This is a genomic window from Microcystis sp. LE19-8.1F (genome assembly GCF_027531715.1).
In the GTDB taxonomy this organism is placed as follows: Bacteria; Cyanobacteriota; Cyanobacteriia; order Cyanobacteriales; family Microcystaceae; genus Microcystis; species Microcystis wesenbergii_A.
The window spans coordinates 1-20,641 of record NZ_JAPZSO010000043.1 but is presented as its reverse complement, the minus strand read 5'-3'; the positions used below and the strand labels follow the sequence as shown (position 1 = coordinate 20,641).

The window sequence follows — 20,641 nt, the reverse complement described above, 5'->3', positions numbered from 1 at the left end:
TTCTATTTTGCCCATCTATCGATAGTTTTTAATAGAAAGTGTTAATCTAACTGGTTACTGATAACTGAAAAGGTTCTTAATTCCCTACCATTGTGATAATTGCTGTCATTTAAACCACGACAAAGTTAACTAATTTGCCCGGGACAACAATCACTTTTTTGATTTCCTTACCCTCTAAATAACGTTGGGCGATTTCCGATTCCAGGGCGAGGGTTTCTAGGGTGCTTTTATCGGCACTAGCGGGAACTTGTATCGTGCCTCTGGTTTTTCCCAAAATTTGGATGACAAGGGTAATCTCGTCCACAATAAGGGCAGTAGGATCAACTTTTGGCCAGGGTTGCAGGTGAATTGATTGGCTATGACCTAAAGCTTGCCATAATTCTTCGCTAAGATGGGGAGCAAAAAGGGAAAGTAAGATTAATAGGGTTTCGATTCCTTCCCGATAAATGGGGGATGCAAAACACTTATTATCCCCTAAAGCATTACTGAGTTTCATCAATTCGGAAATGGCGGTATTAAATTGATAATCTCCTTCTAAATCCTCGGAGATTTCTTTAATAGCGGTGTGAATTGCCCGTCTTAAATCCTTGTCAGTTTTCGAGAAAGTCTCTATTTTTTTGACTTGCTTGGGTTTATTTTCAATATATTCGCTGACTAAACGCCACACCCGATTAAGAAAGCGAAATTGTCCTTCTACCCCCGCATCATCCCACTGTAAATCTTTTTCTGGGGGTGCGGTAAAAAGTATAAACATTCGGGCAGTATCGGCCCCGTATTTTTCGAGAACTTTCAGAGGATCAACGCCGTTATATTTCGACTTAGACATTTTTTCAAAGAAGAAAGATAGAACTTCTCCCGTGTCTTTATCGCAATATTTATCCTCTTTATAGATAACATTTTCCGCGGGGACATATTTGCCAGTTTCGGGATTTTTGTAGGTTAATCCCTGTACCATTCCCTGGGTTAACAGACGGTTAAAAGGTTCATCGACATTAACTAAACCTCGGTCTCTTAAAACTTTGGTAAAGAAACGAGAATAGAGTAAATGTAGGATAGCGTGTTCGATTCCTCCGACGTATTGATCCACGGGCATCCAATCATTAACCTTCTCAAATTGAAAGGGTATATCTTCATTTTTAGCATCGGTATAACGGAGGAAATACCAACTAGAATCGATGAAAGTATCCATGGTGTCCGTTTCCCGTTTTGCGGGAGTGCCACAGCGAGGACAATCCACATTTACCCAGTCTTCTAACTTAGCTAAAGGGGAAGCACCTCGACCGCTAAATTCGACATTTTCCGGTAAAGTAACGGGTAAATTATCGATAGGTACTGGTACGGTTCCACAGTTAGGACAGTGGATAACTGGAATCGGACAACCCCAATATCTTTGACGGGAAATTAACCAATCCCGGAGACGATATTGTATTCTAGCTTTGCCGTAACCTTGGGCAGTGGCATAATCAATAATAGCGGTTTTTCCTGCTGTAGAATGCAGCCCATTAAATTGAGCGGAATTAATCATAATTCCCGCTTCTGTATAGGCATCTTTTAACTCGATTTCGCCACTTTCTGGAGTAATAACTATCTTAATTGGCAGGTTATTTTCCCGAGCGAATTTAAAATCGCGACTGTCGTGAGCCGGGACTCCCATCACTGCCCCCGTCCCGTATTCGTAGAGGACATAATCAGCAATTAAAATCGGAATTTCTTCACCAGTAAAAGGATTAATTGCCAGTCCTCCGGTTTTAATACCGCGTTTGGGTTTATCTTCGGCAGTTCTTTCTAATTCGCTTTCGCTGGCTATCTCTTGAATAAAAGTTTCTACGGCCGATTTTTGTTCGGGAGTGGTAACTTGTAAAGTTAAGGGATGTTCGGGAGCAAGTACCACATAAGTCACTCCATAAACCGTATCGGGACGAGTGGTAAAAACGGCAATTTTTTCTGTGGAGTTAACAAGAGGAAATTCTAAATAAGCACCTACTGATTTACCAATCCAGTTGGCCTGCATGGTTTTAACCCGTTCTGGCCAACCGGTAAGTTTATCTAAATCAGTGAGTAATTGTTCGGCATAATCGGTGATTTTTAGGAACCATTGCCGGAGTAATTTTCTTTCTACTTTAGCACCCGATCGCCAAGATTTTCCTTCACTATCTACCTGTTCATTGGCCAAGACAGTTTGATCGATAGGATCCCAATTCACTGCCGCTTCTTTTTGGTAGGCCAATCCCGATTCAAAAAACTGTAAAAATAGCCATTGGGTCCAACGATAATATTCCGGGGAACAGGTGGCAACTTCTCTTTCCCAATCGATAGATAATCCTAACTGTTGTAATTGCCGTTTCATCTGGGCAATATTTTGGTCTGTCCATTTTGCCGGAGGAACTCCCCTTTCAATGGCGGCATTTTCTGCCGGTAATCCGAAAGCATCCCACCCCATGGGATGCAGCACGCGATAACCCTGCATTCTTTTCAGACGGGCAATCACATCGGTGATAGTATAGTTGCGAACGTGACCCATGTGCAGGTTGCCCGATGGATAGGGGAACATGGAGAGGGCGTAAAATTTCGGTTTATCGGCGTTTTCTGGGGTTTTGTCCAATCCCATTTGCTGCCAAATCTTCTGCCATTTCTGTTCGATTTCTGCGGGGTTGTACGGCACTGGGGTCTTTTCTCCTGAGTTGTATCTATCTCTCCCATTTTACCGCAGCCGGCTGGGGGCGATTGCCAGTCTTGGGGTTATCTACCCTAGCAAAAACCCTCTGGGTTTTACTCACCCATAGGGTTTTAGTGGTTAATTTGCACGGGGAATATAGCCGTTCGACTTCACCCAATAGTTACTTGACTGGTATCGACACTGGTTGCCCCATGGACTTTACTGGCAATGGCCACCATTTTATTTAAAGTCGCCTGATTGGAAACCCCGCCTTTTAGTACAACTTTACTACCAGTTTGAGCGACCCACAATTTGTCCTCATCGGCTAAATCCGGTGTCTCGTCAAAAGCTAAAACTACTCGTTTAGCTAGGCCGCTTTCGTCGTATTTTCCATCTAATCCGACTCTTTCGGGGGGAATACCCGAAGCAGCGGCTTCCCCTGCGATCGCACTAGCGGCATCGGCCGGTTTATCTAAGCCAAAAATTCTTTTTAACCAATCCATTGCTAACACTCCTGATTGAGTCCTTAAAAATTGTACTATAACTAGATAGTTTGACTATTTTCTTAACAACTATTTTAGTTTTAACTACTATCTTGGTTGAAGTTTGAATATTTTCTTTTAACTGCCGATATTCTTAACTAAACCCTAATTATTGAGCTTTTTTTTGATTAATTAGCCCTGACATCTCCTCTGATTCAGATAGACATTTTTACTGACTTTTTAACAGCGATCCCTGCCAGTCTAACAGAAAAAGAATAACTAAATTGAGAATATCAGGGCTAAAAACGGCAAATTCTAGCTTTTTAACTCTATAACTGCCGATTAAGTCCAATTTAACCCTAAAAACCCAATTTCTTTAACAGAGATTTGGTCGAAACGATGTGTCGATCTAATCCTAAACGATCGGGACTGACTCCCAGCGCTAAGGCGACTAATTGGGAAAAATGTAACACGGGTAAACCTAAACTTCGACCGATCACTTTTGCCACTTCCGGTTGTCGGGAATCAAGATTAAGATGGCATAAAGGACAAGGGGTGACTAAACAATCGGCCCCCGCTGCCATCGCCTCTAAAATGTGTTTTCCTGCCATTTGGAACGATTGGGTGGTGGCATAACTGGACAGGGGCCAACCACAGCATTGAGTGCGTCCTTGATAATAAATCGGATTCGCCCCCACCACCCGAAAGACATTTTCTAGAGATTCCGGCTGAAAAGGATTATCGTAGGGGAGAGTATCCTGGACCCGCAAGAGATAACAACCATAAAAACCGGCACAATTTAAGCCTGATAAGGGACGAACCACCTTGTCCGCCAAATTATCTAAGCCATAATCGCCGACAATTGCCCAGAGTAGGTGCTTAACCGTCGTCGTACCTTGATAGGGGGAACAATGTTCTTTCTGTAAATAATTATTAACTTCCTCAACATAATTGGGATTATTATGCTTTGCTTCCTTCAAGCGCTCATCCACATGACCGATCACCCCTTGACAGGTGCTACAGTGAGTCAACAGGGGTAAATTGAGGGCTTCCGCTAGGGCAATATTGCGCGCATTGACGGCATCTTCCAACAGCTGCGAATCTTCCTTATAAGTTCCCGAACCACAACAGGCAGCTTTTTTGAGTTCGACTAAATTAATCCCCAAAGCTTCCGTCAGGGCTGCCGTGGATAAATATAGTTCCCGACAGGCACCTTGGGCGACACAACCGGGAAAATAAGCATACTGGAGATTTTTGACTGTCATGGATTCTAGGAAATTACTACTCATTGCCTATCTACCATCTTGCCGCCCTTCCCCCCTATCATCACTAAAGTCATGGAATTTCTTAACAGACAGTCTTTTGTGATCTGCTCCGAACAAGTGTACAGTAGTTTGTCCCTAGAAATAATATCCAAAAAGGAGGAGAGCCATCTCAATAGTATAGTGGCTCTCCTTGAGAAAAATTGTTGTCCTGAGGAGTCGGTTGTACAAATGGGAATCTGCCCGGTCAAGAGGTGATTTACGGGTAGAATTGAGATTGTAGCCGAGAAATTACGGCGAGAAACGCTATTTTGTCGGCTTACGCCGCTTGGGCGAGAGTGATAACAGCATCAAAGTCAGCACGGCTAGGGAAAATCGAGAGAACCCGATCGAGTTGGGTTAATTCAAAGATAATCTTGACTGAAGGTGGAATAGAACAAATATTGAAGGATTTTTCTTGACTTTGAGCCAGACGAAAGGCGGCAACTAAAGCCATTAATCCGGCACTGTCGAGGAATTCCACCCTGCTCATATCCACGAGAAAAGTGATAGAGCTGCTCCGGTTAACCAGATTGGCGAGCTGCTCTTGAAATTCTAGGACGTTAGCGGCGGTAATATAGCCGTTTGGCTCAAATAGAGCAATTTCTGCGACTTTTACAGGACTTTTCATGGCTGGGCTTTGAAATTCATAAATGAACCTTTTAACTGGAAATCAGATACCGCTATTATGTCCTAACTTTCTGATTTTGCAACCTTGGTCTTGATCAATTTTCTCTCTCCTGAAAAGATTAATCTTTTTTTAATCTTTCCCCTGTAGGAAGGAACCACTTTTAGGTTAGCCTTTAGTATAGGCAATAAGGAGAAACAGTGATCAAGACACACTAGGGTAAACATCCAGGTAAAGTAGTTAGGTTTAAGCTCTAATCCAGAATGACTGATGATAACTTAGCATTTTATAGGTATTTTTGCTGAAAAAAGTAAAGCAGGATACGGAAATTAGATTTATTGAACTAGAGTAAGAAAATTGTGGATACCCAGCCGACTATCCGCCAATTAGTGGAAAAAGCCCTATATTATCGTCAAATCACGCCAGAAATCGAAAACGGAATTAATGAACTCCTCGGTCGTCTTGGCTACGTTTCTGATGTGGATTACGAGGCCCTAGAGTTACTCATGGACGAAATGGACGAGGGCCGGATTAATCTCGTTCCGCGTCGGTAACTTCAGTGAGCAGTGATCAGTGGTTGTGAGTTTTCAGTTATTAGGGGTCGAGAATGGGTAGTGATTTTATTGTAGTGGTGACAGTTCAAACCTTTGCTAATTGGGCATTAATAGAAGCCAATACTTTCCCCTTGTTCTTCTATCAATTGCCAGCCAAATATACAGCTTTATCGTCTTAGAAAAAACCAAAGACCACATTTCACCACACTCTATAATTAATTGGCCTTTTGATTTTTCAGCCAACTTTTACTTGATGCGGGACAGCCGCCAATTTATTGTTAACCCTTCGGCTCTTCGACATAGCTCAGAGGCCACTTCGCTCAGGCTTCGGCCGTGAGCTCAGCGTTCGACAAAAGCTCACGCCGAGGTCCGAACGGGTCAACGTCTCGACTTCGCTCGACGTTGACGTAATTTTCTAACCATGACCAACCGAGCAAGAGTTGATCAATTAATTGTTTGGTATCGGAAGAACCAGTTTTATTAGTGGGATTGATCACAAACGGTTGACCAAATTCTTGACATTGACCTTTGGGTTTCCCATTATGAATAGAACCATTCTTGATAGTATGGTGAGAACCACAACGCCAGACAAGTAAATACAGGCGAGGGGGTGATTTTGTTCTGTGCTAGGCTGATATTTGAGTAAGCCAGACACAAGCCAGAATCAAGATATTTATCGAAAAAGTCATGATCAAGCTAGAGGTTTAAGGACTGATTGGGTTCCAATTATTTTTATTAATAAATATTTTACGCAATTCATACCACATAAGCAACACGGCTCACCAATACTACCAAATCATTACAGTAAATCCCTACAGATAAGGATTTTAGCTATTGTCAGCTTTCCACACTCAGTATTTTTGCTTTCACTGAGATGCCCCCTAGACATCTTTCAGATCTTCAAACCTTGACAAGAGCCTATTAGGAACTAAGAAAATCATTTTAATACGAAAGTTTGTCGGTTTTGTTTCAATCTTGATGAATTTTGGTAGGCAATTATCTCCATTCTCATCCTTAGATTTGACGAAAGCAAAACAGGTAAATTCAATGGATTTAATAAATTCAAGGAGCTTCTTTGTTGGATAAATTTCGGACAAGACCAAAGGTTGATCTCGAATCAGAAGATTTTTGCCACCCATTAGTATATCGAAGTCTGCTCCCTCAGCATCTGTTTTGATACAGGAAACACTTAGTAACGGATAATCAGACATTAATTTGTCTAAAGTATTTACCTTGACTGTCACCTTCTTCTCTTGGGGACTATACCTGACCAGCGAATTTAGTTCAGGCATTGAGTTCAAATTAAGATCCATAGTGCCAGGCTCGGAAAAAAGTGCTTCTTCTAGAACATGACAATTTTGAAACTGGGAAAGATTTCTCTTTAAGTGTTCAACCATTCTCGGATCGGGTTCAAAGGCATAAACCTGATTGGATAAAGGAGCAGCCAGTAAACTGTAATAACCAATATTAGCCCCAACATCAATAAAGTCTTTATTAATATCTAAGAACCGATGAAGGATAATTTCAGATCCCCAATCTAACTTGCTTCCCTTGAGGAAAATTTCCGTTCCGAATCGACTATCATAGGGCAGAGTCATTTCTACATTATTAAATAGAACCATTTTCTGGTTGAGCTTGGTTATCTTATAAAATGCTCGTACTACATAGCGGTATAGGAAATCCCAGCCACCAATCTCTCGAACCAATCCAAGAAAATAACTGAACTTATGCAAATAAGTAGTTTCTTTAAACATATACTCTCACTTCAAGTTGGCCATGGGGGCATCTAAATATTAATTATAGCGCTCTCTGCGGTCGAGCCACCCCCTCTGTCCTAATATCCCACCCCCATCGGTCTCACACCCCCTCAATAAAACCCAATACCGCACTGTGCGGTCTAATCACTATCGGTGCAGCAGCTAGGAGCCACATTAGGGAACGCACCCTACAGCGATGGCGTACTGCTACGCAGTGCCTTCGGCATCGCACTAACCCTAACAACAATTTTTGATTTTTACCAGAGGTCTATTGACTGAATGATGGGATGTAATATTTCAATAACCAGCATTTTCTTGGTGCCTGAGCTATACAATGATATGTATATTTTGATATAATAAACAAGATTAGTATAGAGGTAAAATTAATGGCTGAAACCCTATATGAAAAAGACTATGTAGCTTGGCTGCAAGACCAGGCAGAAAAACTGCGATCGCCTGAACGCAATACTTTAGATTGGCAAACTTTAGCCGAGGAATTAGAGGAAATGGTTGATGAACGCAAATACAAAGCAGAAAGCTTTCTTATTCAACTCCTCAGTCACCTGCTACTTTACGCCTACTGGAAGCATCCTTACTACCTACCCCACTGGACAGACGAGATAGATAATTTCAGATTGGAATTGAGCTTGCTGTTTCGCTCTAAGGTAATCTACAATCATGCCTTAGAACGGTTTGGTTATTGTTATCAAAAAGCTCTGGGAAAAGCGAGCCGCAAAAGTGGATTAACTTTACCAGTTGACTGTCCGTGGACAATTGAGAAAATTCTTGATGAAGATTGGTTCCCTAGTTAAAAAGTGGAGCTTGCGGTCCAACTTACATCCATACAACAATAAGGTGGGCATTGCCAACCTTACTTCAGTTGCTTAACAACTAATAGCTGGTATTCCAAAATCTGGTTGAAAAAGAAATTGAGTCATGCGAGGAAGTTTCGGCTCCATCCATGACTCAATTTTGATATATAGCGTTTCTAGGTTCACTAAATAAGAACTACGTCAAGAGAAACCGCAAAACCAGCTGGAAGGTTTGCTATCTTGGCAAACTCGGTCCCTAAAAATGAAAGTGATCCAGTCCCTGCGTTGTAACTGATCTGACTCAGAGAAGTGGCTCCAAAACCCGATTTGCTAACTTCAATTTTGTCTCCTTCTGGCCATAAAAAGTCTTGGATAGTATCAACTTTCTCGGAGAGGAAATTGAAGCGGAACTTATCGGCACCAGCACCACCAGTCAGGGTGTCATTGCCAGCACCACCAGTCAGGGTATCATTGCCAGCGCCGCCAATCAGGGTATCATTGCCAGCACCGCCATCGAGGGTGTCATTCCCCGCTCCGCCATTGAGGGAATTGTTGGTGCTGTTGCCCGTGATCGTGTCGGCAAAGCCGCTGCCGATGACGTTTTCAAACTGGCTCACCGTGAAGGTCAAGGGCAGCGGCGCAGCCGTGCCGTTCACCGTCACCACGCCGGTGGTGAGGTTGGTCACCGTTCCCGTGGCGGGAGCCACGCTGGCGCCGCTGTGATCCACCGTGTCGCCCAGCAGGCTGCTGCCCACAATGGATTCCACGGCAATCAAGGTGTCGGTACCCAGCGCTCCCTTGTTTAACACCCCGAAGGCACCCAAAGTGACGACATTGCTCAGAGCGCTGTAGTTGGCCGTATCGACGCCAGCACCACCATTAATCGTGTCGTTGCCAGCGGTGCCGAAGAACGTGTTGGCCGAGGCGTTGCCCGTGAGGATGTTGTTTTTGCTATTGCCAGTAGCGTTGATATTGCTACTCCCCGTCAGGGTCAAGTTCTCAATCCCATATCCTTGGTTACCCGGTGTCCCCGGTGCTAGAGAATAAGTGACTGAGGCAGATACCGTATCAGCTGTCCCACCCAGGGAATCATCGAAGACCTCCTTGACGATATCGCCCACATTGTCCACGAAGTAGGTGTCGTTGCCATCACCACCATCCATAGTGTCGGCACCCACACCACCATTGAGGACATTGCTGCCGCTGTTGCCCTTGAGGATGTTGTTTTTACCATTGCCAGTAGCGTTGATATTGCCAAACCCCGTCAGGGTCAAGTTCTCAATCCCATATCCTTGGTTATAAAATGTCCCCGGTGCTAGAGAATAAGTGACTGAGGCAAATACCGTATCAGCCGTCCCACCCAGGGCATCGTCGTAGAATTCCTTGACGATATCGCCCACATTGTCCACGAAGTAGGTGTCGTTGCCATCACCACCATCCATAGTGTCGGCACCCAAGAGACCATCGAGGGTGTCGTCGCCAGAGGTACCAAACAGTATGTCGTTGGCATTAGTTCCTGTAATTATGGCCATAAATTTAACCCTCCTTAACAATTACATAATTTACACCCTGTGCAACTGTATTTTTAGTCTTGATTTCCAAGGCTTTCAGAAATCGGCACAGGTAATTGTTGCTATCGTACAGCCAAACGTCTAGAATGGTCATTAATTTTTGTGAATGGTCGGGCCTTCTAACCGAAGGCATTGACGAAAAGCACATTGTATCTGTCCTAGAGGCACTATGAAAAAGCTTAAGCAATACTGGACTGCTGAAGCACTGGAAAAAGACTTAGGCGATCCTCTCAATCCCGATAACCCTCTATCCTACAAGCGGGTGATCGAAATTGACGAGAGCGAAGAATTTCCCCACGAGGAAATTCGCTGGTTATACGACTGGAAACTCCAACACTACTACATTCCCACGGATTGCGGCGGTGAATTCACCTCTTTTGAGGAATTTGTCGCTTTTGTGCGGGTACTGTCTCGACGGGATCAAACTATCGGCATCGCTTTTACTACCCTATTCTGGTCGTTTTTAAACTGGATGGCGGGAACCCCAGAACAGAAACAGAAGCTCGCCCGTTTTATCATGGATGACTATGGGGCGATGTGTCTGGGTTACTCGGAAAAGGAACACGGCAGCGATCTGATCAATGGTGATCTGACTGCGACGAAGGTGGAAGGAGGTTATATTCTCAATGGTGAGAAATGGCCGATTAACCGGGCGACTATCTCTGGAATTTCCTTTATTTTGGCGAAAACCGATGCTAACGGCGGGCCAAAGTGTTTAACCCTATTTATGGTAGATAAACGGCAATTAGACCCCGAAAAATACTATAATTTGCCGAAAATATACACCCATGGCGTGCGCGCCTCGGATATGAGTGGCATTGGTTTTAAGGATTGTTTCGTCCCCGATTCCATGCGTTTACGCGAGGAGGGAGACGGTTTAGAATTAGCCCTGAAAGGTTTCCAGATTACCCGAATGTTGTGCGCTGCTTTTTCCCACGGGGCAGCCGATACCGCTTTGAGAACTACCCTCAGTTTTGCCGTTAATCGGGTAATTTATCAGAAAACTGTGATGGATTTGCCCCAACCCCGGCGCACTCTCGTGGATGCTTTCCTTGACATCCTTATTTGCGATTGCGAGACGATTCCGGCCGCGAGAGGTTTTCATATTATCCCCGAACAGTTTAGCGTCTGGGCTTCGGTGGTAAAATATTTTGTCACCGTCCGTCTGGAGGAGATGGTTAATAGTGTTTATGTGGTCTTGGGATCGCGTTTTTATATGCGAGAAGAACACGAATTCGGCATCTTCCAGAAGCTACTGCGGGATAATTCGATTATCAGTATGTTTGACGGCAGTTCGATCGTCAATCTCCATGCTTTAATCCTACAATTGCGTCCTTTAACTAAATATCGGGCTAAACGCAACTCGCGCACCATGTCGGCGTTAAAAACCCGTTTAGAGGCGATTTTTAGCCTAGAAAAGTCGGTTCCTCCCTTTGAACCCAATAATTTAGAATTATTTGGCCGGGGAATGGATGATTCCCTACAGGGTTTAGAGATTGCCCTTGATATGCTAGAGGGATTGAAAGATTCTCAGGAGGTGGACGCAGAGATATTAGAAAATCTGTTGATGTTGGGTAATTTAGTTTTAGAGGAACTAAATGCTCACGATGAACAGATTAGTCAATCGAAATTCGAGTATGGTCACGACCAATCACCCGAATTGTTCGAGATTGCCAAGAAATACTGTACTTTACACGCCGCTTCTGCTTGTTTACACACTTGGCTTTATAATCGTTCCATCTTGGGTGAATTTTTTGCCCGGGGGGAATGGTTGGTGTTGAGTTTACACCGATTACTGCGAACTCTCCGGCCGCTGCCTTACACTCTATCTGAGGTGTATGTAGAAAATGTTGCCCAAGAATTGCTGAAATTATATCGAGAAAATCAACATTTTTCGATCGCACCTTTTCAATTAGCCCATTCACAAACTACCGAGGAAAAAACCCATGAACTCCAACTCCAATCTTAATAATCTCGTACAAAATTGGTTAGTTAAACAGTTAGCCGATCAGTTATCTTTGGATGCAAAAACGATTAATGTGACTGAACCTTTAACCCGTTATGGTTTAGATTCGATCGATGCGGTAACGATGGTGGGTGATCTAGAAGATTGGGTCGGTCAAGAGTTACCTTCTACCCTTTTCTGGGATCATTCTACTATCGAAAAAGCGTCTCTTTTCCTAGTAGAAAACTACGATCTTTCTAATCTTTCCGGTGAGGAAACCCCCGCAGAAGTTGCTCCCGTCGCTGAAAAAGCTGAACCGGCCGTTAGTGGTGGCAAAGGTTGGAGTTTATTCGGTCGTCGTTAATTATCGGTTATCGGTTATCAGTTAAAGCATTTCTCTTAAAGATGAAGTATAACCTATAGGATAACTGCTGTAAATTGAAATATACAAAAAAGGGCGATCGCTTGATCGCCCTTTTCTCCTAGTAAATAACAAAAATTATCTCAAGATATACACCAGTAAAAACAGGATAATCCAGACCACATCGACGAAATGCCAGTATAATTCTGCCGCTTCGACACCAAAGTGAGATTGACTAGAATAGTGGTCTTTTTGACGAGAACGCCAGAGGACAGATAGAATCAGCACTAAACCAAAAGTAACGTGGAGACCGTGGAATCCAGTTAAGGCATAAAAAGCGCTGGTGAAAACATTAGTTGTCAGACCGAATTCAGCGTGATAATATTCGTATCCTTGACCACAAAGGAAGATAATTCCCATCAGGGCAGTAATGCCGAACCACAATTGTAAACCGGCATTATTGTTTTGTTTAATCGCCTTTTGTCCTATGTGCATAACAAAACTACTGGACACCAGAATAATCGTGTTAATTGTCGGTAGGGTTAATTCTAGTTCTGGCGTGCCGGCGGGGGGCCAAACGGGTAACATGGTACGGTAGAACAAGAAAGCGGCAAATAAGCCTAAAAAGATGGAACTTTCCGCCACTAGAAACAAAACCACACCGAATAAGCGATGATCTGGGTGGCCATGATGCCCGTGTTCCACCGTTTCCTGATGATAATTGACAGAGAGTTGAGAATCTTCGAGCGTTGAACCTTGCATGATTGAATGTCCTTAGTTTACACGGGAGACGGGGAGCTTTTTCTCAGTGATCAGTAAACAGTAAACAGTAATCAGTGAACTGAAAACTCACATCTGATAACTGATAACTGATAACTGATAACTGATAACTGATAACTGATAACTGATAACTGATTATTGCGATTCCGCACCTACTTCAGCGAGCAGATCTTGTACTGATTCCGCTGCTTCTGATTCTTCCATATCAATACCGTAATCGTAGGGGCCGGACCAAAGAATCGGCATTTCCTCGAAATTCTCGATAATTGGGGGAGAGGAGGTTTGCCATTCTAGGGTTAAAGCGCGCCAAGGATTACGACCGGCGGGTTGACCTTTAAAGGCGCTCCAGACCATATTAATAGCGAAGGGAATACTCGATATACCGAGAATATAAGCCCCTGCGGTACTAAGAACATTTAAACCCTGAAACTGCACATCATACAGGGCAATACGACGGTTCATACCCAATAATCCCAATTCGTGCATCGGCATGAAAGTTAAATTCAAACCGATAAAAGTGAGAACAAAGTGGATACGACCGAGAGTTTCGTTATACATCCGTCCGGTCATTTTCGGGAACCAATGGTAAACGGCAGCAAACAGGGCCATTGCCGTACCACCAAATAGTACATAGTGGAAGTGACCGACGACAAAATAGGTATCGTGGACGTGGATATCGAAGGGAACAGAAGCCAACATAATCCCGGTCAAACCACCGATGAGGAAGGAAGACAGGAAACCAATCCCAAATAACAAAGACGTATTGAGACTAAGTTTACCCCCCCAAAGGGTGGCACACCAACTAAAGATTTTAATGCCCGTGGGAACGGCGATTAACATGGTTGCCGCCATGAAAAACATCCGTAACCAGCCGGGGGTGCCGCTGGTGAACATATGGTGGGCCCAAACAATTAAACCCAAGAAACAGATGGTGAGACTGGAATAGGCGATCGCTCGATAACCAAAAATCGGTTTACGCGCATGAACCGGTAATATCTCCGATATCGTGCCGAAAAAGGGCAAAATCATGATATAAACGGCAGGATGGGAGTAAAACCAGAACATATGCTGATAAACCACCGGATCGCCGCCCCCGGCGGGATTAAAAAAGCTCGTGCCAGCGATTAAATCAAAGGATAAGAGAACGAGAGCAGAAGCGAGAACAGGGGTGGAAAGCAGTACCAGAGTCGAGGTGGCCAGCATTGCCCAACAAAATAGCGGCATACTGTACAAATCCATCTCAGGAATCCGCATTTTCAGGATCGTGGTGATGAAATTAATCGAGCCTAAAATCGAGGAAGTCCCGATCAATAAAAGGCTCAAAATCCACAATTCTTCGCCCCATTTGCCGCTAATTAAGCTTAAAGGTGGGTAGGAAGTCCAACCGGACTGGGGTGCGCCGACAAAGAAACTGGATAATAATAGCAGCCCGCCGGGGGGATTAAGCCAGAAAGCCACAGCGTTAAGACGAGGAAAAGCCATATCTTCCGCCCCAATCATCAGGGGAATGAGATAATTGGCAAAACCCGCCCCAACCGGAACGATCCAAAGAAAGATCATGATCGTTCCGTGCATGGTCATGAATTGGTTATATAGTTCTGGGGAGACGAAATCGGGGTCGGGAGTGGCTAATTCTGTCCGCAGCACTTCCGCGAAAGCACCGCCAATAAAGAAGAAAAGAAAGGCAGTCACCAGATATTGAATACCGATGACTTTATGATCGGTGCAGAAAGTAAAGTAATCGGTCCACTTGCGGTGATGGATCACCTCGGGAACGGTTGCTGGGGTGGTTATTTCCGTTGATGCTGTCATAATGCCAAGATTTTAGATGACAAGAAAAATTACATTTGGTGCTGATGGGGAACTTGGGCGAGGATTTCAGCGTTGATGCCCATTTCTTCGGTGTAGGGGGTCAAATATTGACTATCAGAGCGATCTTTAGTGGTCATGGCTACGGTTTGATCCCTGTCAACTTCGGCGATCGTGTTCTGCTGCACCCATTGGTCGTAATCCCCTTGGGAGTGAACCACAAAGCTAGATTTCATGCCACCGTGATAGGCCCCGCAAAGTTCCGCACAAATGATCGGATATTGACCAATTTGGTTGGATGTGAACGATAAAACCGTTTCCTGTCCGGGGATAACGTCCTGTTTTAGACGCAATTGGGGAACCCAGAAAGCATGGATCACATCCCCTGCTTCCATATTCAGTTGCACGGGGCGATTGACGGGAGCGTGCAGTTCTCCGGAAACAATGCCAGTTTCGGGATAGGTGAAGATCCAAGCGTATTGAATGCCTTTAACATTGACCACTAGGGGGGGAACTCCTTCACCATCGTAGGAATTGCCGATACCTAGGGCTACTCTGCGATCGCCAGCCAGGGCCATCATCGTGCCGTGGTGATGACCGTGGTGGGCGATTTCTCCTTTGCCACCCTTGGAAATCAAGGGATCGAGACCGCCGATATTGTTATAAATCTCGAAGCTATAGACGGCAAGGATAAAAACGATTACCGTCGGGATGGCTGTCCAGAAGATTTCTAGGGGGACATTGCCCTCCACTGCCGGCCCGTCGGTTTGATCCCCCGGTTGGCGGCGAAAGCGAATCACTATATAGATAATCACGCCTTCAACTATTAAAAATAGCCCCGTGGCGATGGTCATCATCAGATTAAAGATATTATCTATCTCCTGGGCATCTTCGGAAGCGGCCACGGGCATTAAGCCATGATTTTGGCCATACCAGAGACTAATTAAGGTCAAGGCGATCCCGAGTACGAGCGTCAGGATACTGCTGGGAATTTTCACGGTCTTTTCAATATTTTCAATAGTGGCTACTTATTCAAGGCTAAAACATGATTCCCCTATAGATGGGAAATTTAACCAGCATCTTCTGAGAATTTTATCTTTTCTTTGGGATCGTTTTCAGGGAAAGTATTTTAAATAACTAATTTTTATATCTTATTCTGAGTTTATGTAAACAAATGTAACGGAAATGGCCAGAAATCTAAAGAATATCTAAAAGGTTTTACCAGTCGTAAAAAAACTCATTCACAGTGATAACTAACTGGCAAACAAAGCCATGATCTTTGATGACAGACTCCTTGAGAACAGGCAAACCGATGACCGAATCTGTTTTTAACCCGACACCCCTAAGAGAAACCGGCAATATTCAGGTGTGGATGCGCCGCTTAGTCGGGAAAATTGCGATCGCTACTTTCGCCCTCATGGTGGTGGGCGCTGCCACCAGAGTTATGAACGCCGGTTTAGCTTGTCCCGATTGGCCCCTGTGTTACGGTCAATGGATTCCCAGTCAGCAGATGAATCTACAGGTATTTCTGGAGTGGTTTCACCGTCTCGATGCCTCTTTGATCGGGTTTAGCACGATCGCTCTCGTCGGTCTGTCTTGGTGGTATCGTCGCCATCTTCCCCCTTGGCTGTTGCCATCTGCGATCGCAGCTTTGGCCTTAATTCTCCTGCAAGGAGTCCTGGGAGGATTAACCGTCACCCAATTACTGCGATTTGACATCGTAACCGCTCATTTAGCCACAGCTTTGCTCTTTTTTGCCACCCTAATCGTCATTGCTATCGGTCTGACTCCCTACCGTGGCACAGGTACGGTCGGAAAACTAACCGGGATGGGAATGGTCGCCACCGGTCTAGTTTATCTGCAATGTCTCCTCGGCGGTCTCGTCGGTTCCCGTTGGGCAGCCCATCAGTGTTTAACGGTTTCCCAACTCTGCACGGTGATGAATAGTCACATTATCGGGGTTTTTCCCGCCACTATCTCGGTGTTAACCCTAGTTTTCTTCGCTTGGCGAACTGCCGCTATCCATCCTCTCCTCAAAAAACTAGCTTTTAGCGCCGGGGGATTAGTCGCCCTACAGGTGTTTTTGGGCGTTGCCACCCTGAAACTGCATCTACAGGTGGAACCCTTAACCATTACCCACCACAGCATCGGTGCGCTATTGGTGGCAACCCTCGTCGCTTTTACCACTTTCGCCTTTCGCGATCGTTCTTTCGCTCCTAAGTAACTAGACACAATTAATTGCACATATCTAACCACCTCTTGCCTTTTGCCTCTTGCCTATTGCCCATCCTAACCAAGAAGTTAATTTTGTCCCATTACTTATAAGCCATCTCTAAGGATTTAATCACGATGACTGGAACTCAAGCCCTTCGCCACCACGATAATTTTTTACAAGTCGCTAAAAGTTATTATCAACTCACCAAACCGCGAATTATTCCTCTACTGCTGATTACTACGGCCGCTTCTATGGAAATCGCCTCCAAAGGTCAGGTTTCCCCCCTCTTACTCTTTCTTACCCTCCTCGGTGGCACTCTCGCCGCCGCCGCCGCTCAAACCTTAAACTGCATCTATGATCGCGACATCGATCACACCATGCTTCGCACCCGCGCCCGTCCGATCCCCTCCGGTCGCGTGCAACCCCTCCACGCCCTCATTTTTGCCCTCGTTTTAGCCTCCCTTTCCCTAGCAATTTTTGTCTTTTTTGTCAATACTTTGAGCGGATTTTTAGCAATGACCGGCATCGCATTTTATATGCTGATTTATACCCATCTGCTCAAGCGTCATAGTGTCCAAAATATTGTTATCGGTGGCGCGGCCGGCTCGATTCCTCCCCTCGTCGGTTGGGCGGCAGTAACGGGCGATCTCGGTTGGATTCCTTGGATTTTATTCGCCATTATTTTCCTCTGGACTCCTCCCCATTTTTGGGCTTTAGCTTTAATGATCAAGGATGATTATGCAGAAGTAGATATCCCGATGATGCCCGTAGTTAAAGGGGAAGAAGCTACTAGCAAGCAGATTTGGCTCTATACTTTAATCGTCGTTCCTTTCACTTTCCTCCTGATTTATCCCTTGGCTGCCTGTGGTGTGGTTTATGGTGTAGCGGCTTTAATTTTAGGGTTTGTTTTCCTGAAAAAAGCTTGGCGATTAAAACAGAATCCTTTTGATCGGGACATGGCTCGATCGCTGTTTAAATATTCCATTCTTTACATGATGTTATTATGTACAGCTATGGTGATCGATAGTTTACCCATGACCTCTCGTCTCCTCGCTACAATTGCCAGTTTATTCTCCTGTAGTTAATCTCAGTTTTGAATCAGTTATCAGTTATCAGTAAACAGTTATCAGTGAACTGATAACTGAAAAACCCTATCTCCCCAATTCCCGACTACTGATGGCGACTGAGGGAGTTAATTCGCTCGATTAGTTGGGCTAAGATGTCTTGTAATTGTCGGTCTTGATGCTGAGAAAGATTGATTTTATCACAGCTATAAATAACGGTGGTGTGATCTTTGCCGCCAAATTCTTCGCCAATGCGCGGTAAACTTAAATCCGTGTGTTGACGCATTAAATACATCCCAATCTGTCGAGCAAAACTAATTTCTCGTCGCCGGGAATTTCCCTTTAGATCAGCGATCGAGAGTTGAAATTTTTCCGCTACTACCGCCATAATAATCTCAGGAGAAGTGGCAATTTTGGCCATTGGTGGATTTAAAACCGGCGCGATATTTTCTACCGTCATCGGCAATCCGGAGATAGAAATATAAGTAGTAGCCCGGATTAATGCTCCCTCTAATTCGCGAATATTAGAAGTATAATTAACGGCAATATATTCGATCACTTCTCTTGGCAGACGCAGATTTTCGTACTCGGCCTTTTTTTGTAAAATTGCCATACGAGTTTCGATATCCGGTGCTTGGATATCGGCAACTAATCCCATAGAAAAGCGAGAAATTAAACGATCCTGTAAACTGGGCATCTGTTTGGGCAGGCGATCGGAGGCTAAAACCACCTGTTTTCCCGCTTCGTGCAGGGTATTAAAAGTATGAAAAAATTCTTCTTGAGTGTATTCTTTTCCTTCAATAAATTGCAGATCATCCACTAATAATATATCGGCATGGCGATAATGATTACGAAAACTTTCCATACTATCTTGACGGATAGCGGTGATTAAATCATTCGTAAATTGTTCCGTCGATACATAAAAAACCCTGGATTGGGGATATAATTCCAGACGATAATGACCGATGGCCTGCATTAAATGGGTTTTACCTAATCCCACCCCACCACAGAGAAAAAGCGGGTTAAATTCGCGTCCGGGTAATTCCGCCACCGCTAAAGCGGCCGCGTGGGCCATGCGATTAGTTGGCCCGACAACAAAACGGGAAAAATTATATTTAGGGTTAAGTTGATTACTGGGGGGTAATTCTGATTCTAAGCTACTGTTAGGCTGGAAAATAGCGATCGAATCGCCCTGTTCTGCCGTTAGTTGAATCTCGACGGGATAACCGACGATATCCTCGACTACTTCGGCAATTGTTGACAGATAATTTTTCTGAAGATGGTTAAGAATAAAAGGATTGGCAGCCTGAATTACTAAGCGATCGTTTTGCCATTCTTTAACCGTCGCCGTTTGAAACCAAGTCTCAAAAGCGGGACGGGTTAATAGTAATTTTAGACGCTCTAGGAGATTATGCCAAAGTTGTTGGGCGCTGCTATCCACAATTAATTTTGATTAACAAAGTTGCTCTAGTGCTGCTGCGGGGAAACCTTATCAGTTTAGCGAGATTTTGCCGTTGACGATAAAATAATTTTCAGAGGGAAACAATTAATCTTTAGACAGATGACGCAAGTTTTAACAATCACCCAATTAGGAAATCCAATTTTAGAGCAAAAAGCACCGGAGATCGATAATCTTCTCGATTCTGACTGTCAAAATTTGATCGATTCCCTGATTACCACCGTGCAAGCTGCCCACGGGGTGGGAATCGCCGCGCCCCAAGTTGCTCGGTCTCTGCGTCTGTTTATCGTTGCTTCTCACCCCAATCCTCGTTATCCCGACGCTCCGATCATGCCTGCCACTGCCAGGATTAATCCGCGCATTTTGCAGGTGAGCGAGGAAATGGTCAAGGGTTGGGAAGGTTGTGTCAGTGTCCCCAATTGGCGCGGTTTTGTCCCCCGTCATCAGTGGATTGAGGTGGCCTATTGCGATCGCAATGGTCGGGAAATTCGTCAAGTTTTCAGCGATTTTGTTGCGCGCATCACTTTACCAAATTAGCCGTTAAAAGTTGATAGAGGAGACGAGTCTCGTAAAACAGCAAACGGCACAGTCCGTCTTTACCTAAAGCCTTTAAGCTTGGCAAATCGTGATTAATCTCGATTTTTTGCGCGGTTTTGTCGTCTCTTTTGTAATAGGTATGACTTCTCGAATTTTGCCAAGCATTCTTAAGCTTGCCAATAATCTCGGTTTTAGCGGGTTTATGGTGGCAAATAGTCACCAGTGCGTGAGCAGACAAGTGAGAACGTACCAAGTCGGAACCTTTCCAAGACTTTTTAACCTTGTCCTGTTTGGCAGAAGTATCACCAGAAACCTGATAAGAATATCCTAATCCTAGATAAGCCTGAAACTTTCTTAAACTAATAAGCTGTACTGAATTTAAACTGCGTAGGGAAAATTTTAGTACAAATGCTCAAACGGCTTCTCCCTGCTCCGCAGCTCCAGTACTCCCCTGCAATCTTAACGAGTAATTTAGATAGTCAACAGCTTATCGTGATTCCCTCTAAAATAAGGTTTCCCGTTAACCAAAAATCTTTCGATAGGATAACAGTGCAAAAGTAACAAGCTTTGGCTCTTCGGTAATTGTTATGCAAATAATTAACTTAAAATAAAATTCGATGATAGTGCCTACGCTCAAAAATAGCTGAAATTTATACAGGGAGAGATTTTAGACACAAACAGGTTAATACCAAAAGATAGACAATCGAGTT

General features: G+C 44.3%; 17 protein-coding genes and 2 pseudogenes. 7 read left to right on the top strand and 12 right to left on the bottom strand.

Translation table 11 applies throughout. The features are described from left to right. Nucleotides 1-109: 109 nt before the first annotated feature. From leuS to O9334_RS04870, 4 genes are all read right to left on the bottom strand, one after another. Nucleotides 110-2,662, bottom strand: a complete 2,553-nt coding sequence (leuS, locus tag O9334_RS04885; protein ID WP_072024812.1) for a leucine--tRNA ligase — start codon at nucleotides 2,660-2,662, stop codon at nucleotides 110-112. Between the two features lie 164 nt (nucleotides 2,663-2,826). Continuing rightward, nucleotides 2,827-3,159 carry a phospholipid-binding protein gene (locus O9334_RS04880; protein WP_045358773.1) on the bottom strand — a complete coding sequence of 111 codons (333 nt, stop codon included), beginning with the start codon at nucleotides 3,157-3,159 and terminating at the stop codon, nucleotides 2,827-2,829. A gap of 338 nt (nucleotides 3,160-3,497) precedes the next feature. Next, nucleotides 3,498-4,427, bottom strand: a complete 930-nt coding sequence (locus O9334_RS04875) for a CoB--CoM heterodisulfide reductase iron-sulfur subunit B family protein (protein WP_045358772.1) — start codon at nucleotides 4,425-4,427, stop codon at nucleotides 3,498-3,500. A gap of 292 nt (nucleotides 4,428-4,719) precedes the next feature. Continuing rightward, a complete protein-coding gene (locus O9334_RS04870; protein ID WP_045358771.1) occupies nucleotides 4,720-5,070 on the bottom strand; it encodes an STAS domain-containing protein in 351 nt (116 codons plus the stop codon). 356 nt (nucleotides 5,071-5,426) lie between these two features. On the opposite strand from O9334_RS04870, the gene O9334_RS04865 reads away from it, so the two are divergent. Further along, nucleotides 5,427-5,621, top strand: coding sequence for a hypothetical protein (locus O9334_RS04865; protein ID WP_004161468.1), 195 nt, complete (start codon nucleotides 5,427-5,429; stop codon nucleotides 5,619-5,621). Nucleotides 5,622-5,753: 132 nt separating this feature from the next. Here O9334_RS04865 and O9334_RS23100 read toward each other — a convergent pair. Together O9334_RS23100 and O9334_RS04850 are read right to left on the bottom strand one after the other, a co-directional pair. Next, nucleotides 5,754-6,310 (bottom strand): annotated as a pseudogene (locus tag O9334_RS23100) (IS1-like element transposase); the annotation flags it as partial. Nucleotides 6,311-6,502: 192 nt separating this feature from the next. After that, on the bottom strand, nucleotides 6,503-7,375 hold the full coding sequence (locus O9334_RS04850) for an FkbM family methyltransferase (protein ID WP_045358770.1): 873 nt from the start codon (nucleotides 7,373-7,375) through the stop codon (nucleotides 6,503-6,505). Between the two features lie 389 nt (nucleotides 7,376-7,764). Between O9334_RS04850 and O9334_RS04845 the strand changes: the two genes are divergently transcribed. After that, entirely contained in the window at nucleotides 7,765-8,190 is a 426-nt protein-coding gene (locus O9334_RS04845; RefSeq protein WP_045358769.1) for a DUF29 domain-containing protein, read from the top strand. Between the two features lie 185 nt (nucleotides 8,191-8,375). Here O9334_RS04845 and O9334_RS04840 read toward each other — a convergent pair whose 3' ends face one another. Further along, complete coding sequence (locus O9334_RS04840) at nucleotides 8,376-9,722, bottom strand: calcium-binding protein (RefSeq protein ID WP_287999611.1); 1,347 nt, start codon at nucleotides 9,720-9,722, stop codon at nucleotides 8,376-8,378. A 208-nt stretch (nucleotides 9,723-9,930) separates the two neighbouring features. On the opposite strand from O9334_RS04840, the gene O9334_RS04835 reads away from it, so the two are divergent. Both O9334_RS04835 and O9334_RS04830 read left to right on the top strand, forming a co-directional pair. Next, complete coding sequence (locus O9334_RS04835) at nucleotides 9,931-11,730, top strand: acyl-CoA dehydrogenase family protein (RefSeq protein WP_287999610.1); 1,800 nt, start codon at nucleotides 9,931-9,933, stop codon at nucleotides 11,728-11,730. Continuing rightward, nucleotides 11,708-12,070, top strand: coding sequence for an acyl carrier protein (locus tag O9334_RS04830; protein WP_004163872.1), 363 nt, complete (start codon nucleotides 11,708-11,710; stop codon nucleotides 12,068-12,070). The genes O9334_RS04835 and O9334_RS04830 overlap by 23 nt, the downstream gene beginning before the upstream one ends. 135 nt (nucleotides 12,071-12,205) lie before the next feature. Here the strand turns inward: O9334_RS04830 and O9334_RS04825 are convergent, their stop codons facing one another. From O9334_RS04825 to O9334_RS04815, 3 genes are all read right to left on the bottom strand, one after another. After that, nucleotides 12,206-12,829, bottom strand: coding sequence for a cytochrome c oxidase subunit 3 (locus O9334_RS04825; RefSeq protein ID WP_002738397.1), 624 nt, complete (start codon nucleotides 12,827-12,829; stop codon nucleotides 12,206-12,208). Nucleotides 12,830-12,982: 153 nt separating this feature from the next. After that, nucleotides 12,983-14,659: a cytochrome c oxidase subunit I gene (ctaD, locus tag O9334_RS04820; protein ID WP_045358766.1), complete on the bottom strand. Its 1,677-nt coding sequence runs from the start codon at nucleotides 14,657-14,659 to the stop codon at nucleotides 12,983-12,985. 29 nt (nucleotides 14,660-14,688) lie between these two features. Then, nucleotides 14,689-15,654 carry a cytochrome c oxidase subunit II gene (locus O9334_RS04815; RefSeq protein WP_287999609.1) on the bottom strand — a complete coding sequence of 322 codons (966 nt, stop codon included), beginning with the start codon at nucleotides 15,652-15,654 and terminating at the stop codon, nucleotides 14,689-14,691. Between the two features lie 314 nt (nucleotides 15,655-15,968). On the opposite strand from O9334_RS04815, the gene O9334_RS04810 reads away from it, so the two are divergent. Beyond that, a complete protein-coding gene (locus O9334_RS04810; RefSeq protein WP_287999608.1) occupies nucleotides 15,969-16,880 on the top strand; it encodes a COX15/CtaA family protein in 912 nt (303 codons plus the stop codon). A gap of 125 nt (nucleotides 16,881-17,005) precedes the next feature. Continuing rightward, nucleotides 17,006-17,956, top strand: a complete 951-nt coding sequence (locus tag O9334_RS04805) for a heme o synthase (RefSeq protein ID WP_045358763.1) — start codon at nucleotides 17,006-17,008, stop codon at nucleotides 17,954-17,956. Nucleotides 17,957-18,041: 85 nt separating this feature from the next. Here the strand turns inward: O9334_RS04805 and dnaA are convergent, their stop codons facing one another. After that, nucleotides 18,042-19,376, bottom strand: coding sequence for a chromosomal replication initiator protein DnaA (gene dnaA / locus O9334_RS04800; RefSeq protein WP_045358762.1), 1,335 nt, complete (start codon nucleotides 19,374-19,376; stop codon nucleotides 18,042-18,044). Nucleotides 19,377-19,496: 120 nt separating this feature from the next. Here dnaA and O9334_RS04795 point away from each other — a divergent pair. Then, nucleotides 19,497-19,916, top strand: a pseudogene (locus O9334_RS04795) (peptide deformylase); the annotation flags it as partial. Here the strand turns inward: O9334_RS04795 and O9334_RS04790 are convergent. Continuing rightward, complete coding sequence (locus tag O9334_RS04790; protein ID WP_238567796.1) at nucleotides 19,915-20,184, bottom strand: hypothetical protein; 270 nt, start codon at nucleotides 20,182-20,184, stop codon at nucleotides 19,915-19,917. The pseudogene O9334_RS04795 and the gene O9334_RS04790 overlap by 2 nt on opposite strands. Nucleotides 20,185-20,641: the final 457 nt, after the last annotated feature.

Bases quoted from the DNA above. Each gene is read 5' to 3' on its own strand.
- O9334_RS04805 (WP_045358763.1), top strand. From the start codon at position 17,006: ATGACTGGAACTCAAGCCCTTCGCCACCACGATAATTTTTTACAAGTC.
- ctaD (WP_045358766.1), bottom strand. From the start codon at position 14,659: ATGACAGCATCAACGGAAATAACCACCCCAGCAACCGTTCCCGAGGTG.
- O9334_RS04875 (WP_045358772.1), bottom strand. From the start codon at position 4,427: ATGAGTAGTAATTTCCTAGAATCCATGACAGTCAAAAATCTCCAGTAT.
- O9334_RS04845 (WP_045358769.1), top strand. From the start codon at position 7,765: ATGGCTGAAACCCTATATGAAAAAGACTATGTAGCTTGGCTGCAAGAC.
- O9334_RS04850 (WP_045358770.1), bottom strand. From the start codon at position 7,375: ATGTTTAAAGAAACTACTTATTTGCATAAGTTCAGTTATTTTCTTGGA.
- O9334_RS04840 (WP_287999611.1), bottom strand. From the start codon at position 9,722: ATGGCCATAATTACAGGAACTAATGCCAACGACATACTGTTTGGTACC.
- O9334_RS04835 (WP_287999610.1), top strand. From the start codon at position 9,931: ATGAAAAAGCTTAAGCAATACTGGACTGCTGAAGCACTGGAAAAAGAC.
- O9334_RS04810 (WP_287999608.1), top strand. From the start codon at position 15,969: ATGACCGAATCTGTTTTTAACCCGACACCCCTAAGAGAAACCGGCAAT.
- O9334_RS04880 (WP_045358773.1), bottom strand. From the start codon at position 3,159: ATGGATTGGTTAAAAAGAATTTTTGGCTTAGATAAACCGGCCGATGCC.
- O9334_RS04830 (WP_004163872.1), top strand. From the start codon at position 11,708: ATGAACTCCAACTCCAATCTTAATAATCTCGTACAAAATTGGTTAGTT.
- O9334_RS04870 (WP_045358771.1), bottom strand. From the start codon at position 5,070: ATGAAAAGTCCTGTAAAAGTCGCAGAAATTGCTCTATTTGAGCCAAAC.
- O9334_RS04825 (WP_002738397.1), bottom strand. From the start codon at position 12,829: ATGCAAGGTTCAACGCTCGAAGATTCTCAACTCTCTGTCAATTATCAT.